Below are 16279 nucleotides of genomic sequence, written 5' to 3'. Positions count from 1 at the left end.
GAGGAAACAATGCTCCCTGGCGGGAGCATTGGGGGGGAACGCTTACTGCCTGATCAGGCGGCCGAGCGCTGGCGCCGTTTCGAAATCGCTGCGGAAGGGGTTGATGTCCAGGCCGCCGCGGCGGGTGTAACGCGCGAACACGCTGAGTTTTTCCGGGCGGCAGCTCTGCTTGATGTCGTTGAAAATGCGCTCGACGCACTGCTCGTGGAATTCGTTGTGCTGGCGGAAGGAGATCAGGTAGCGCAGCAGGCTTTCGCGATCGATTTTGCGGCCTTCATAGTGGATCACCACGCTGCCCCAGTCCGGCTGGTTGGTGACCAGGCAGTTGGATTTCAGCAGATTGGAAGACAGCGTCTCCGCTACGTGCTCCCCTTGATCGGCCGCGCCGCTCAGGTATTCCGGTTTGAAGGCGAAGTCGTCGACCGCGATATCCAGATCGTCGATGTTGATGCCCGGCAGACGATCGATCTGCGCCGGATAACCTTCCAAACCCGGATAGAGCTTGACGGTGACCTGGCCATTGGCCGCCTGCGACAGATCCTTCTGCATGGCGGCGCTCACCTGTTCCACGCTGTCGAAGCGCGTTTGGTTGAAGCTGTTGAGATACAGCTTGAACGATTTGGATTCGATCAGGTTGGAAGAAGAGTGCGGGAAGGTAAATTCGCCGATGCCCACCACCGGTTTGCCCTTGCCGTTGAGCCACGACAACTCGAAGGCGGTCCACAGATCGAAGCCGCTGAATGGCAGCTGCCGCTCGTCCACGCCGATCAGATCGCGGCCGCGCGCGCGCGGCAGGGCTTCGAGCAATGCGGGAGCATATTGATCCGGATAATCGGAGTTCGCGCCAAGATGGGTGATCTTATCTTGCTTTTGGATATGCATATTCATTGCCCTTTGCTTGTTCGGTATTGATGTAGCGGTTAAACAGACTGCGGGTGGCGTAGATCGGCCCGACGCCCAGCAGGGCGTAAACCACCTTGATCAGGAACTGCGACAGGATCATGGTTTTGATGATGTCCCAGCTCAGCACGTTGTAGAACGCCAGCGTACAGAACACCACGCTGTCGATGGCCGACGCCACTACGGTACTGGTGATCACGCGCACAAACAGGTAGCGGGAGTTGGTCAACTCTTTGATTTTGCAGAGCAGGTAGGAGTTGACGTTCTCGGAGATCAGATAGGCCGCCGACGAGGCCACCAGCACCGCCATGATGCTGTGCACGATACCGTTGTAGGTCTCGCTGTACTCCCACTGCGGAATACTCGGCACCAGCGTTGTTACCCAGACCCCCAGGACGAAGGTCAGGTTGGCGATAAACGAGATGATAATCGTGCGCCGTGCCAGCCGCAACCCGTAGAATTCGTTGAGGATATCCACCAGAATGAACGTGAGCGGGTAGATGAAGATCGCCGGCGGCGTGATGAGATTCAGCACCGGGATTTGGATCGGCTTGACGCCGCACAGCGTTGAGAAAATATAAATCACGCTCAGCGCCACGGTAATAATCAGGTAGGCGTACCAGGAGCGTTCGTGGCGATCGCTGAGCTCGTAGGCGGTTTTTTGTTGGTTGTCGCCATAGAGTTTGCGGTACAGCGCCTGCAGCTCGTGCCGGCTCAGATCTTCTGATATTTCGCTGTCGGCCAGCTCATTCAGCCCCATGGTAATGGTTTTGCCGGTGGCCAATACCATGACATTGGCCGCGATGGTGCCATGCCGGGTGAAGCCCAACAGCTTGAACTTCTGATTCGGTTCCATTTATAACCTTTCTCCAACGATGTAACCCAGGAATTGCACGGTGTCCTGAGGGCGTTTGTCCATGCTTTCGCTGTCTTTGTCGTCAACCACAAAGAAGCCGCGTTTTCCCGAGTGATACAGCAAAGGTGAATCGCAAATCAGTACCGGCGGCCTTTTGATGATGATGACCTCGCCGGGAATAAATGACCCTTTAATTTCGGTCTCTATTTTCATTGCCAACATGTTCGACTCATCGCCGAAGAAATAAGTCAGAGGAAACTCGGTGACCAGCTGCCCGATCTTGCGCTGCGAGACGGCCAGATAGCGCGACTGGGGGATCACCGGAATGGCGGAAGGGTTCTTGTTGCCTTCGGTGGACAGCGTTTCGTTGAGCAGCTCCAGTTTTTCCAGATCGTAGTCTTCGATCTCTTCACAGGAGACACCGAAGAAGTCGGAGATCCGATTCACGGTGGATTGCTGAACGTTGTTCACTCTTCCGTCAAGAATTTTGTAGAGGGTAGTGCGCGTAAGGCCGCTGCGATTGGAAAAGGAAGCCTTGGTTTCACCGCGGGTACGCATCAGATATTCAATATTTTTAATGATGTTGATTTTGCGCTGTGCGTTGGTGGTTTTCATTGGCTGTCCTTACAAACATTACGCAGGCTTCACTATATCTTACGCATTGGCGTTGTCCAGATAAAAAGGCGCAGACGAGCGGGTAACGAACTGATTATTAGCGGTAATTATTGTTTACCGTCAGCCGTTTAGCGCAGTGATGTCAGCGGGGGTAGCCTGCTTCCTCTGCGAGAAAGATAAAGCCGTGCAAATCAATTGATTAGGTTTTACTTATAGAAAAGTGAACACAAAAGCCGGTTTTATGTTTACTTTTATGTTGACCAAAGCCGATTTCATGGGCTACTGTTCATGCAAGCTGAAGTTTTTCTTTACGATCAAAATACGGAAGCCGACAGTTTTTATAATAAAAAGCTCAGAGGGGGCATTGCCACACTCTGAGCATAAATGGATAGCTTGCTACCGACACCAGGGACCCTAAACACCACGGCCGTTTGTCTGCGCGATCGGCCCCATCTTTTGTATTGAATCCCCTTTTCGAGCGTCAAACACTCCCCCGATACCGGAGGAGTGCATTACCGCGTGCGCGAAAATCAGAGAGACTTCTGCGAGGCCAGCGGTTTTTGCGCCCGACTGAAGGCCAGTTTAAGCACCCAATACAGCAGGCTGGCCGCTACCAGGGAATTGATGGTCGGTACGCCCCATTCGGTCGCCAGGCCAACGGCGCCGCCGGCGATGCTGGCGACGATCGCCGCCCAGCCGATGGTTGGCGTTTCGTTCGGCAACTGGCCCGTGCGGCGGCTCTCGTCCAGGATCTTGCGGTGGCTGCGCAGCAGGTAATAGTCCACCAACATGATGCCGATAATCGGCGGGAAGACCACGCCAAGCACCGTCAGGAAGTCGACGAAGCGGTCGAGAATGCCCAGCACCGACAGCGTAGTGCCCAGAATCCCGATCACCAACGTGGTGTAGGTGTACTTCAGCTTTTTGCCGGTGATGCCTTCCACCGCGTTGACGATGCCCAGCGAAGAGGAGTACAGGTTGAGATCGTTGACGCGCAGGGTGGAGAACACCACTACCAGCAAACCGGCGCCGCCGGCCGCTTGTGACATGATGGTGACTACATCCGCGGTGCCCAGGGTTTTGGCGATCAGGATCGCCAGGCCGTTTACCACGAACTCGCCGGCGATGATGGTGAAGAGCGTGACGCCGAGCACGTGCTTGCCGTTTTTGGAGTAACGGGTCAGATCGGGGGTCATCAGGCTGGCCACGATGGCGCCGCCGACGACGATGGTGATGCCGGCGCTGATGGTCAGCGGTTCACCCGGCGGCGTCAGCTGGATGATCTCCTGCAGGTTATGCCCGGAAAGCGCGGTCACTGAAATAAAGGCCACCAGCATGATGAACATCGGCACCGCGATACGTGCGGCGATGCGCAGCGCCTTGAAACCGAATGCCACCAGGATAGTCAACAGCGTGCCCGAGAGCCCGGCGGCCAAGCCAAAGCCCAGCTTATTGCCGAGCGCGAAGTCGAGCGACTTGGCGAAAATGGCGTTCTGAATGCCGAACCATCCCAGCAGGCTGACGGCCACCACCACGCCGATCAGCACCGAGCCCAGACGGCCGAAGCCGCACCAGCGCGCCAGCAGGCTGCCGGAAATGCCTTCACGCATGCCCGCCAGCCCCAGGCCGTAGGTCACCACGCCGAAGATCAGGCTGCCGACGAAAATGGCGGTGAAAGCGTCAATCAGCGTCATGGAGTTGCCGAGTACGGCGCCGAGCATGAACTGGTCCAGCGCGGTCAACATGCCCATATGCACGATGGCCACGCTTAAAAACGAGACTCTTTTATCCTGCGGCACCCGGGTGAGCGGATAATCTTCGATCTTTATCACGGTGAGATCTTCCTTGCGGTTCAAATAAACTGAATGCCTTTGGTTATCAGGCGATCGGGAATGTAGTTATCCAGATTGGCGTATTTGCAGTATTCCTCAAATTGTTGCTGAGTATGCACGTTGGCCTTCTGGTAAATGTTATAAATGCGGTTTTCGATGGTCTTATTGCTGACGTTATAGATTTTTGCGATCTCTTTTACCGTAAATCGTTGCAGCATAAGAAAAATGACATCGAGTTCGGCACGGGTGAACAGCTCGTTATTGACTTCGGTGGTCAACACGCTGGGTTTTTGCTGATTGATGTATTTCAGCGGTGACAGGCTGTTCATCGGCTTGGCGTTCCAGATCACGCCAATCACCTGTTTGTCATCGTTGTACACCGGTAGCTTTTCGCTGATAAACGGCGTCAGGCTGTCTTTGCCGTACCAGTAGTGGGTTTCTATGACCGTGACCCGATCGCGCGCTGCTTCGGTCATCTTGTCATGCTCGATAAAGTCGGCGGCGGAGTCGGCCCAGTCGGCGGGGAATTCGTGGTCATATTTGCCGGCGACGTCGAAATTCAGCGGCGTATTGGTATAGAGATAAGCGGCACGGTTCATATAGAGGTGGCGGGACAGCTGGTCTTTGATGCCCCAGGGCTCGCTCAGGTGCTCCATCATGGTGATGAGGCCCTTAAAATAAGATTCATTATTTTTATGCGATGAATCCATACCTACCTCTGCGCCGCTCAGGCCGCGTTACAGGCTTTTAGCCAGGTAATGGCGGGTGTGGCGATGCGCGTAGTCGCCCAGCTCGCCGTAGACCCGGTAGCCCAGTTTTTCGTAGAAGCCTCGGGCCTGGAAATCGAAAGTATCGACATAGGCCATATGGCAACCGCGCTTGCGGGCTTCTTCTTCGGCCAGTTGCATCAGCTGGCGGCCGTAACCGCTTTTGCGACATTGATCGCCGACCCACAGATACTGCACTTCCAGGCCGCCCCACCAGGTGCGTGCGACCAGGCCACCGACGATCTGCTGGTTGTCGTCAGTGACGGTCAGGAACAGTGGGTGAATGTCTACTGGCTGGGTTTTATGGTTGTGAGCCCAGAGGCTGTCGATAACGAACTCTTCATCCTGCGGGTTGGGTTTGTCGGTGATATTAATATTCATTTTTAATATAATTCCCTGATTTAATTATTCAAAACTGAACTAGGCGCTTTCGCCCTAACCGCTTCTAATATCACTTTCATTAATGTATTTCAAGGGTGGTTTTCACCCTTTTCCGCCAGGTGAGAGGCCGCTTATAGTAGGTGCCACAGGGAGAAGAAAATAGTGAAACAGGCGGTATTAAAACGCTGAAATGCCCTGCTAACACCATCTTTTCCTACTTGCGCCTCACCAGGGCCCCACCGGGAAAACTGCAGTACTGTATGGCTCCACCGGATAGAGCAAGCTCACTTGCCGACGGGGGAGCCACTTTGTTTTTTGACGCCCCCACCCGCGCCCGCCATTCTCTGTCTCAGATAGTAAACACTCTTCTTATCAGAAGATATGCGCCGCAGATGAAAATATGGCCGATAGCTTCTGATCCGCTGATTTAGTCCTCTGCAATGACGCTGCCCAGCGCCGGCTCGATGGCCGCACCCAGCATGGCGCCGTGTCCCAGGGCAGGCCATTCGCGATAGCCGACGGTGAGACCGTCGAGCTGTGCCAGGTGTTCGGCCAATAAACGCGTTGCGTCCGCCGGCAGAGCGGGGCTCTTCACGCCGGGCGGGGCAGCCCGATCGCGTTCTGCCAGGCCAACCCACAGTTGCAACCTGGCCGCCGGCGCCGCGCGCCGTTCTGTCATCTGCTGTGCTTCTTGCAGGATCATGCCGTCGCCCCACCACAGCGAGGGTTCCACGGCGATGTAGCGCTGAAAGGCGGTGGGATGGGTGAACAACGTATGCAGAACGAAGAGCCCGCCGTAGGAGTGCCCCCACAGCGTTTGCCGCTGAGGATCGACCGCCAGTTTGGCGGCGATCGCCGGTTTGATCTGGGTCTCAATCAATTGCAGGAACGCATCCGCGCCCCCGACGGCCCGCGGCGGTTTCTTCATGCCTGCCGGCAGAGGGAGCGTATAGTCGTAGGTGCGGCCGGCGGCATCGATGCGCAGATCGTTGTCATAGCCGATCATCACCAGCACCGGTGGCCGCTTCGTTGCTGCCAATTTGGCCAGTAAGGCGGCGTTCAACTCCATCAGCACCGCATTGCCGTCGAGGAAATAAACCGTTGGATAGCCGTCTGGCACAGGCGCCTGACGCGGTTGGGCGATGCGAACACGATAATGCCGTTGGCCATCGGCGGAGGTGAATCGCAGATCGCTGAAGCGGTAATCCGCAGTATCGCTATCGGCTACGGTAGTGCCGATCTTGCGTTCCAAATCGGGCCTGGCCATCACGGAGCCCGGCAGCCAAAGGCCGATGGCGAGCGCCAGAAGCGCGGAGATAAAATGCCGGTTGGACAATAACATGCGGATCAACATCCTCGAAAAAGGCCGATAGTAGCATCCGTTCGCGCCCGGTAAAAACCTACCTTTAGGGCGGGCATTCCGGTCGCGAAGCGCTGCCAGCCGTTGCTTTGCCAGGTTAATAGCAACTCATTGTTATTATTGGTAAGTCAGGAATAAGAGGGATTACAATTAATTAGAAATGGTTATGGTTTTTATGGAGGGGGAAATGGTGAAGGTAGGTAAAAACACACGGTTATCAACGATTTTTAGCGAAAAAAGCCCTATAAAATAGGGCAAAGACACACAACAACACCAGGGAAACTTTCCTGTATCTTATATTATAGCTTCCTATACATATAGAACATTTTATTATAAATATGTAAGTGATTCTTATTAATCATTTAATACCATTGTTTTTCAAATGGTTATGTGATCTGACTGGCGTATTGCACTTGGGTCGGGTGTGGGCTGCCAGGGATAGGCAGCAGAGATTTTGCTGTAACGGTGGCATGAACAGGCGAGGTCATCGGCCCGATATCCCTCAGGGCAATACCGGCCCGCGGGCTGCAAAAAGGCCGGCCGGTATTTATCCTCAGGCGCAGCCGATCTTCACTGTGGGATGTGGGACCAGGTGAAAATCAGTGCTGTTGCAACGTCAACATCTCGCCAAGCAAAACATCGGTTGGCGGCAGAATATCCGTATCCAGCCCGGCGGATGGGGTAAAGGTCAATTCGCCGAAAATGATCTGGCCTTTGGAGATGTAGAAATCAACGCGAACAAACTCGAAGGGCGCGGACAAGCGTGAGGCGTACTCAAACAGCTCATCGTAGCCTTCTGGCTTCACGAAGGCGTCTATTTCTTCCTGGCTCAAGGCCAGGCAGTCATCGCTGTAGCACAGAAACTTGAAATCTTTGTCAAAGAAGTAATACTTCGGCGACCCGGTTTCTCTGCCGACACACAGCAACGTGCAGTAAGGTACACCGCGGAAACAATAGATTTTATAGTCTTCAGGTCCGTGACCATTGGCCGATTCGATATATTTCTCCCCAATGATCTTTTTTTGTATCCCTTTGTAGTTGAGCTCTACATAAGTTTTCCAATAATCGTCTTTCATCCAAGCGTCGATCAATTTTTTTGCGCTCTTGATATTCAGCAATTTTTTATTCTGGCAAATCAGGTTATACCCGGAACCGTGATTCCCTTTGATCACAAACTTATCCGGCAATGCGTCCCACGGAATATCGTTTACTGAATCACAGGCAAAGTACAATTCATTAAGGATCTCTTCGCACCCTTGATCTTTGATGTACTGTCTTACCGCATATTTATCTGCACACTGCTTCACCAACGCATTGTGACTATAGCCATTCAATTTCAGGTGATTGATCTTTTCATTCCAGGTGGACGGCGCCTGCAAGTTTAACGGTTTGCCAAATGCTTTTTTGTAGAGCAATCTGGCCTTGAATTCGGGGGCCAATACGGCCAGCTGCTTCGTAATAAATTTAATGACTTGTCTTTTCATATACGTAATTCCATCAAAGCGTAGTGACAATGATTAAGTCGTTCTTGTATTTAAAACGCGGGTGGTGCGCTTTCACTGCGCCATTGAATGGCTGTCGGCGTTGTTCCCAGATCAAATGGCTTGTGGTCTAACGCCCGATTAAGAATGCGAGCCGACCGCCACGCCATCAGGCTCAACTGCGGATCGGCAATGCCGTGATTGTGCATACTGGCGTTCATGGCGAATAAGCAGTTCTCCGCCGGGCCTTCCCACTCAAAGGTAAAGTCTGGGGCGATGCGGTATTCGCCCTCCGCAGTGGTTAGTAAGCGGTGGGCCAAAGGTTCAAGGAACTCTGGCGTGGCCGATTGATAACCGGTGGCAAAGATCACCACGTCCGCCTTGAAGGCTTCTTCGCCGTGATCGAGATGATGACGCGTTTCGAGTTGGTAGGCGTTATCCAGCGTGTGTTTCACGGCCGTCAGCGAACGGCTGGGCAGCAGGCGCACCCATAATTTCTCGCGCAGGACGTCGAAGCGGTGGTACATGGCGCGATAAATCGCTAGCAGCGACTCACTGGTGATGCCGTCTGAGGTCATTTTCTGTTCGGCCAGCATATGCCGTTTGGCCGCGCTATCCAGTGAGTAAAAGCTCTCGACGTAATCGGGCGTGAAGTATTCGTTGGCAAAGGCCGCTTCATCGAGCGCATTATAGTTGTTGCGGCGCGATATCCAGTCGAGCTGCTCCGGTTGCCCCCATTCCCCTTTAAAAATATTGAGGAACAGGTCTGCGCCGCTCTGGCCGCCACCGACGATCGCCACGCGTTTGCCGGTCAGATCGGGGTTGCGCAGCATCATTTCGCTGGCGTGGAAACAGCGATCGCTTTGCGTCGTCACGCAATCAGGCAGCTTTATTTTCTTGCCAATACCGATACTTACGTGCCTGGCGTGGAAGACCTTATTCGAGGTGGTCACCACGAACTGGCGCTGCCGATCGTCAAATTCGACCCGCTGAACGTCTTGATTGAATGCCAATGATCCCATCCCGGCGGCGGCCCAGGTGAGGTAATCGGCGAACTCTTCGCGCGATGCGGTGCGCTGCTCCGTCGTCAGGAAACGATAAAATTTTCTGTTTTTTACCAGATAGTTGAGAAAGCTGTAGCGATTGGTTGGGGCAACCGCGCTCACTAAATCTTTTAAAAAGTTGGTCTGCATACTGCAGTCCGCCAGGATCATCCCTGGGTGCCAGGAGAAATGAGGTTTGCGTTCAAGGAATTGTCCCGTAAATCCCTCTATTTCACTTCCTAAGGCTGCCAGGCTAAGATTCGACGGGCCAAGGCCAATACCGATGATATCCAAATGCTGATTCATTAATAAGCTCCAGTATAATGAGAATAATACCCAGAAATACGGCCGCAGATAGGGTGGCTTATAGCAACCAGGCTGCCTTTTTCTTATAAGTAAGCTTCACGAATTAAATGTAATTAAACGGTGTGCAGGCCAAAAATACCGCACTTTTAAATTCCCGTTTAGAATTCGGTAGCGCATTAGGTAAAGGATACGGGTGTATTTCTTTCCATGAAAATTCCTATGAAGGTTTTGCGCGTGTATTTAATGAATATTCCTAAGTAAAAATCCGATCTCTCCCTGATTCATCAAGCCATGAAAACGGCCACCAGGGAGGATGCCCACCGTATGAGTTCTTATCTGCTTTTCTGGTGTCTATGCCATTGCATTGCCGGGATCGGTGTATTCGTTGCTTAGAATAGCCTTAAAATAGGCACGGGGAAGGTGAAATAACGTGATATTAGAGGCAGGATGCTTTTTGCAAAGATGAAATCGGAAGTGAAATTATGAAATCTGCGCGTTGTGATTTGGTTTTTGTCATTAAATTCAATGTGTTATTTTGTTTTTTTTCGGCAGGGCATCACACTCTTTCACTAAGGTGATACGCACACTTCTGTACCTTTATCTCTTCTTGTTGCCCCCCGAACGGCAATATTTTACCCCGAGTTGCATCACCCTATGGGCGCGGATGGTTCGCGTTAACTACCGGTGTTAGGGTTCGTTTAATTAATGCCGGGCAAAGGCTGGCCGGAGAGGACGCTTGCTCGAGGCGAGTGTGAAAAACCTGGGCACGCTGGCGCAACGGTTGAATCCGATCCGGCAATCTGCCTTGTCATCATCATTGACCATTCTTACCGACAATAAAAATCTTTTGGTCAGCTCGAGGCATTTTTGCCCCCTGGACTGAATGGCTACCGTTGCGCCACAAGCGTGAAGACCCGCCAGGTTGATCAATCACGGGAGCTTCAAATTGCTGAGATAGTCATACTGGGCTTTCGAAATGTCCAGTTCCCCATCGCTGAAAAAAACTTTTATAAACATATCGCCCTGGCCGACGATATCTACACGCTCGTAGGTTCCCGTTACAAAACGGCGCACGATGGCCTGAATGGTCTCGGCATAGTTAGCAGGAACTGCATTATTATCCGTGACTTTTTGTTCAAATGTAATAGGGTACTCTGCTTGAGGATCGGGGCTGTATTGTGCGCGTTTGGCTGCGCTTTCAAACTTGAAATCATTAAAGGCATTGTGGGTAGAGTTAAACATATCGGCAAGGTTTTTGATATGCGCCGCCATCTGATTCACGACCATGGTTTTATTGGTCACGAAGCGTTTACCCAAATAAGTGCCTGTCACTACAGCGAGCTGGGCGGCATTTCGGCCTAAAATGCTGCCAACGCCAGAACCGGCTCCCGTCCATAATCCCGCGATCAAAACCAGACCGGCCCCGCCTACGGTACTCGATGCGATATTCTCAAAATGCTGAACACGGGCTCCCATTTGCCATGAGGTTCCGGGAAAAGAGACATTAATTCGGTTATCCAGGTGATTAATTCTTCCACCTGGTCGTTGTCCTGACTCAATAGTATTGGCTGTCAACCGGCGGTTGTTTTCATCTTTGAGTTCACCCAGCGTAAACGCGATCTGGCCGGTCTCCGTTTTTGTTAATCGAAAGACTTCTTCTGGTGACAGAGACCTGACGAGGATCAGCGCCTCATTTAAAATCTCGCGGGTCAAAAAGTTGGCCGACACCCGATTATTCGATTCGTGTTGCGATGTCAGAGCTAAAATTTCATGTGACTTAGGAAATGCCATAATGCCCCCGTCATTACGATATGCACCGTAATGTGATTAGCTTTCTTTATTTTGCTTAATATCCCAGCCCATCTGCACCGAAGCCCCTTTATTACCTTGCTTCGCTTGCTCCCAGTATTCCATCGACACTTTACCGGCCTGAAAAGAGTACTCAATGCCTAGCGTGGAACCGTGCTCGACACCGATGAAGTCGGTATGAGTCACCAATACATCTTCCAGGGTAATGCGGGTATATTCCACTTCCTGCCCACCGGCTTTGCAAAGAGACAACTGCACCTTGGCGAGATGTTTACCGGCCGAGCAGTATTTCAATAAGGCAGGTGTTGCTTTATCTATCAGAGCCTGTACGGTCAGATCGCGAAAGTTCACTTTACCCGCACCGCCGCCGCCGCCAACGGCCATATTGCCAGGCTGTCGCGCGCCCCAGTTAAAGGAAAAGACATCGATCCATTGCTTGTGATTCGCATTTTTCGATTCACCATTAATGCCTTCAACTTTTAAAAACATATCCATTGCCATGATTTTATCACCCGATCATTAACGTATTGTTAGGTGCCAGAATGCGCTTAGCTCTCTTTATTCTGCTTGATATCCCAACCAGATTTGCTTTCCGCGCCTTTAGTGCCGCTGCTGCCTTGTTCCCAGTAACTCATGGTGACTTTTGACGCCTGGAAGGCGTAATCAACCACGATCGCATCATTTTGGCCTACACCGTTAAAATCAGTTTGCGTCACCAGAACGTCTTCGAGAACGATTTTGGAATACTCCACCTGGTTGCCGCCCGCTTTGCATACGGAAAGCTCGATTTTCGCGACATGTTTTCCACTGGAACAATATTTGAGAATAGCGGGCGTAGATTTGTCGATAAGGGCTTGAATACGGAGGTCTTGATAATTCACTTTTCCGGAGCCACCCCCGCCGCCAACAGCCATATTTCCTGGCTGTGAAGCGCCCCAGTTAAACGAAAGTACGTCGGTCCATCCTTTATGATTGCTGTCTTGGGACTCGCCCGTCATTCCTTCAACTTTCATATACATATCAATGGCCATTGTCGCCGTATCCTCCATTATTTCGTGTTGGCAGCGGAATAGGTTAAAAATGCCTTATCAATGGGTAAAATTCAGCATAGCCCTATATGAATGAATTGACAGTAATGTCGTTTTTATTCGGAATGTTCCTAGTTTTTGTGCGATATATTATTATTTAACAATGGGGTGCGGTTATATGTTCGTAACTGTATCCCATCACCGTTCGACAATAAAACACTCAATAAACACGGAATATGAGCGCGTTCGTTTGACGTTCGGATAGTCGGGGATTAGGGGCGCTCTTTCGAGAGAGTCCACCTGTAATGCGAAGTTACACCCCATCGGATGAAGCGATGGCGCTTCAGCGCTGGCCCGCAGGGTGAGGCCGTAAGATCGAATAATCGAACGCAGTTCGATGGAGAGTCCGTACTCCAGAAAGCGAAAAACCCGCCATAGGCGGGTTCTTCTGAATAGGGCGACCGGACTCGGACAACCGGCGCTGGCGCCGTGTTGAACAGCGCTTCAGCGCTGGCCCGCAGGGTGAGGTCTTCAGACCGAATAATCGAACGCAGTTCGATGGAGAGTCCGTACTCCAGAAAGCGAAAAACCCGCCATAGGCGGGTTCTTCTGAATAGGGCGACCGGACTCGGACAACCGGCGCTGGCGCCGTGTTGAACAGCGCTTCAGCGCTGGCCCGCAGGGTGAGGTCTTCAGACCGAATAATCGAACGCAGTTCGATGGAGAGTCCGTACTCCAGAAAGCGAAAAACCCGCCATAGGCGGGTTCTTCTGAATAGGGCGACCGGACTCGGACAACCGGCGCTGGCGCCGTGTTGAACAGCGCTTTAGCGCTGGCCCGCAGGGTGAGGTCTCAGACCGAATAATCGAACGCAGTTCGATGGAGAGTCCGTACCCCAGAAAGCGAAAAACCCGCCATAGGCGGGTTCTTCTGAATATGGTGCCCGGACTCGGAATCGAACCAAGGACACGGGGATTTTCAATCCCCTGCTCTACCGACTGAGCTATCCGGGCAACGGGGCGCATTAAACCGTATTGGCCGGATGGCGTCAATCGCTTTCTGTCACAAAGCCGATCGGTTGCTCTATTTTCAGGCAGATAACCAAAAAGGGAGTGGCGCAGGGAGCCAACGCCACTCAATAAATATGCATATAAAACGTGTATTTATACCACTTTAAAATGCGTGATTTCTTGTTTTTAAATTAAATAACAATTAGTTATGCTTGGTTTAATAGGCGTTCAATCAAGACGATTCTTGCTTGAACCCCGCAACGAATCATGCAATCATTGCGCAAATTTTAGCACTCTCCGTTCCCTGACGGTGTTCCCGCTTCTTATAAGCCAGAGGGTTATTGGCATGACTGGTTTTGTTGCTCAAGCGCTGCTGCGCACCAGACATCTGACGCCGTCACCGTTCCGTCGTTGTTTCCTCCGCACGTCCTCCGCCCGAATACGCCTGCCGGCCATGCGGTAAGGCCGCCTGATGCTCGCTGTTAGGCATGCGTAAAGCCAGCGCTTCTGCCCTGATTTTACTGATGCCTGTCGGATGCTGCCAAGACCAGTTCCCCCGATAGCCGCCTGATGATCCCCCGATCATGAGCCGGTCACGCACGCCGCTTATGCTGCCGTGCCCGGGTATCGCTTTTACCGGGATAACCGCGTTATCTCATTACCGTGCCGGTGGCACACCCTCATCCTTCACCGTTTGAGAGTCAGCATGATGAAAGAATTGAAAATCGCGACCAGCGCCAGCCTGGTCGCCACCATTGAGACGCTGCGCCAGATCGTGCGCGTAGAGCAGACGGACTACACCGACGTGGCGGCGGTGGTGGTGTCGGTCGCCGACGTGGACGCCGGCATTCTGGCGCGCTTGCAGGCGACGGGGTTCGATATTCCGACCTTCGTGGCGGTGGAAGGGGACGAGCATCTTTCCCCGGATTATCTGCCGTTTGTCAGCGGGGTCTTCGCGCTGCTGGCCGGCGCCAGCAAGCCATTCTACATGGCGCAGCTGGAGGCCGCCGCCGACGCCTACGAGCAGGCGCTGCTGCCGCCGTTCTTCAAAACGCTGAAGACCTACGTCGAGATGGAAAACTCGACCTTTGCGTGCCCGGGGCATCAGGGCGGAGAGTTCTTCCGCAAACACCCGGCCGGCCGGCAGTTCTTCGATTTCTACGGTGAAACCCTGTTCCGTTCCGATATGTGCAACGCCGACGTCAAGCTGGGCGATCTGCTGATCCACGAAGGATCGGCCAAGGATGCGCAAAAGCACGCGGCGCGGGTGTTCAACGCCGATAAAACCTACTTCGTGCTCAACGGCACCTCGGCGGCCAACAAGGTGGTGACCAACGCGCTGCTGACCCGTGGCGATCTGGTGCTGTTCGATCGCAACAACCACAAATCCAACCACCACGGGGCGCTGATCCAGGCTGGGGCCACGCCGGTCTATCTGGAAACCGCCCGCAACCCGTTCGGTTTTATCGGCGGTATCGATGCGCACTGCTTCGACGAACGCTACCTGCGCGAGCAGATCCGCGAAGTGGCGCCGGAGAAAGCCGCAGCGGCACGGCCGTTCCGGCTGGCGATCATTCAGCTCGGTACCTATGACGGCACGATTTACAACGCTCGCCAGGTGATCGACACCATCGGCCACCTGTGCGATTACATCCTGTTCGACTCCGCCTGGGTGGGCTACGAAGGCTTTATTCCGATGCTGAAAGAGTGCTCGCCGCTGCTGCTGGAGCTGGACGAGCACGATCCGGGCATTTTTGTCACCCAGTCGGTGCATAAACAGCAGGCGGGGTTCTCGCAGACCTCGCAGATCCACAAGAAAGACGACCATATCAAAGGGCAGAAGCGCCACTGCAACCATAAGCATCTGAACAATGCGTTCATGCTGCATGCGTCGACCAGCCCGTTCTATCCGCTGTTCGCCGCGCTGGACGTCAACGCCAAGATGCATGCCGGCGCCGCCGGACGTCGCATGTGGATGGACTGCGTCAAGCTGGGCATCGAGACGCGTAAACAGCTGCTCACGCGCTGCTCGCAGCTGAAGCCGTTTATTCCGTTGCAGGTGGCGGGCAAGGACTGGCAGGATTACGATACCGATCTGATTGCCAACGACGCGCGTTTCTTCACCTTCGTACCGGGGGAAACGTGGCACGGCTTCGAAGGCTATGCCCAGGATCAGTATCTGGTGGATCCGTGCAAGTTGCTGCTGACCACGCCGGGGATTGACGCCGCGACTGGCCAATACACCGAGTTCGGCGTGCCGGCCACCATTCTGGCCAACTTCCTGCGCGAGAACGGCATCGTGCCGGAGAAGTGCGATCTCAACTCGATCCTGTTCCTGCTGACTCCGGCGGAAAACCCGGCCAAGATGGAACAGCTGGTGGAGATGCTGGCGCAGTTCGAGCGCTATGTTGCAGAAGACGCGCCGCTGAGCGTGGTGCTGCCAACGGTATACCGCAAGAACGAGCAGCGCTATCGTGGCTACAGCATTCGCCGGCTGTGCCAGGAGATGCACGATCTGTACGTCAGCTTCGACGTCAAGCAGCTGCAAAAAGAGATGTTCCGCCAGGATCATTTCCCGCCGGTGGTGATGAACCCGCAGGACGCCAACGTGGAGTTTATCCGCGACAACGTCGAGCTGGTGCCGATCGGCCAGGCGGAAGGGCGCATCGCGGCGGAGGGGGCCTTGCCGTACCCGCCGGGCGTGCTGTGCGTGGTGCCGGGCGAAGTGTGGGGCGGCGCGGTGCAGCGCTATTTCCTGGCGCTGGAAGAGGGCATCAACCGCCTGCCGGGCTTCTCGCCGGAGCTGCAGGGGGTCTACATCGAGAAAAAAGATCACGGCTGGAAGCGCATCTTCGGCTACATGATCAAGCCATAGAAAAAGGGCCGGTTCG

13 protein-coding genes and 1 tRNA gene are annotated in these 16279 nt (G+C 53.5%); 1 reads left to right on the top strand and 13 read right to left on the bottom strand.

The genetic code is table 11. The features are described from left to right. Positions 1-42: 42 nt before the first annotated feature. The 13 genes from queF to N6G83_RS18560 all read right to left on the bottom strand — a co-directional run bounded on the left by queF (position 43) and on the right by N6G83_RS18560 (position 13391). On the bottom strand, positions 43-882 hold the full coding sequence (queF, locus tag N6G83_RS18620; protein ID WP_043142166.1) for an NADPH-dependent 7-cyano-7-deazaguanine reductase QueF: 840 nt from the start codon (positions 880-882) through the stop codon (positions 43-45). Further along, entirely contained in the window at positions 860-1756 is an 897-nt protein-coding gene (locus tag N6G83_RS18615) for a queuosine precursor transporter (protein WP_004937338.1), read from the bottom strand. Before N6G83_RS18615 ends, queF begins: the two co-directional genes overlap by 23 nt. Next, entirely contained in the window at positions 1757-2371 is a 615-nt protein-coding gene (locus N6G83_RS18610) for a helix-turn-helix domain-containing protein (protein WP_025304268.1), read from the bottom strand. It lies immediately after the preceding gene. Positions 2372-2901: 530 nt separating this feature from the next. Beyond that, positions 2902-4203, bottom strand: a complete 1302-nt coding sequence (locus N6G83_RS18605; RefSeq protein WP_141998967.1) for a cytosine permease — start codon at positions 4201-4203, stop codon at positions 2902-2904. Between the two features lie 20 nt (positions 4204-4223). Continuing rightward, complete coding sequence (locus tag N6G83_RS18600) at positions 4224-4913, bottom strand: helix-turn-helix transcriptional regulator (RefSeq protein ID WP_025304266.1); 690 nt, start codon at positions 4911-4913, stop codon at positions 4224-4226. Between the two features lie 27 nt (positions 4914-4940). Then, entirely contained in the window at positions 4941-5351 is a 411-nt protein-coding gene (locus tag N6G83_RS18595) for a GNAT family N-acetyltransferase (protein WP_019453029.1), read from the bottom strand. A 427-nt stretch (positions 5352-5778) separates the two neighbouring features. Beyond that, positions 5779-6693, bottom strand: coding sequence for an alpha/beta hydrolase (locus tag N6G83_RS18590; protein WP_025304265.1), 915 nt, complete (start codon positions 6691-6693; stop codon positions 5779-5781). A gap of 617 nt (positions 6694-7310) precedes the next feature. Beyond that, the gene (locus N6G83_RS18585) at positions 7311-8195 is read right to left on the bottom strand and encodes an ATP-grasp fold amidoligase family protein (RefSeq protein WP_025304264.1); all 885 of its coding nucleotides are present in this window, start codon (positions 8193-8195) and stop codon (positions 7311-7313) included. A gap of 50 nt (positions 8196-8245) precedes the next feature. Further along, entirely contained in the window at positions 8246-9541 is a 1296-nt protein-coding gene (locus N6G83_RS18580; protein ID WP_025304263.1) for a lysine N(6)-hydroxylase/L-ornithine N(5)-oxygenase family protein, read from the bottom strand. 930 nt (positions 9542-10471) lie between these two features. Continuing rightward, the gene (locus N6G83_RS18575; protein ID WP_225735547.1) at positions 10472-11332 is read right to left on the bottom strand and encodes a hypothetical protein; all 861 of its coding nucleotides are present in this window, start codon (positions 11330-11332) and stop codon (positions 10472-10474) included. A 36-nt stretch (positions 11333-11368) separates the two neighbouring features. Next, complete coding sequence (locus tag N6G83_RS18570; protein WP_025304261.1) at positions 11369-11851, bottom strand: Hcp family type VI secretion system effector; 483 nt, start codon at positions 11849-11851, stop codon at positions 11369-11371. 47 nt (positions 11852-11898) lie between these two features. Continuing rightward, positions 11899-12381 (bottom strand): Hcp family type VI secretion system effector, encoded by a 483-nt coding sequence (locus N6G83_RS18565; RefSeq protein WP_025304260.1) that lies wholly within the window; start codon positions 12379-12381, stop codon positions 11899-11901. A 934-nt stretch (positions 12382-13315) separates the two neighbouring features. Beyond that, positions 13316-13391 (bottom strand) — tRNA-Phe (locus N6G83_RS18560). Positions 13392-14097: 706 nt separating this feature from the next. Between N6G83_RS18560 and speF the strand changes: the two genes are divergently transcribed. Next, the gene (gene speF, locus N6G83_RS18555; protein ID WP_049208424.1) at positions 14098-16263 is read left to right on the top strand and encodes an ornithine decarboxylase SpeF; all 2166 of its coding nucleotides are present in this window, start codon (positions 14098-14100) and stop codon (positions 16261-16263) included. The last annotated feature ends 16 nt before the right edge of the window (positions 16264-16279 follow it).

The sequence above is a fragment of the Serratia sp. PL7 genome (genome assembly GCF_945957435.1).
This window is presented reverse-complemented; position numbering and strand designations above follow the sequence as displayed.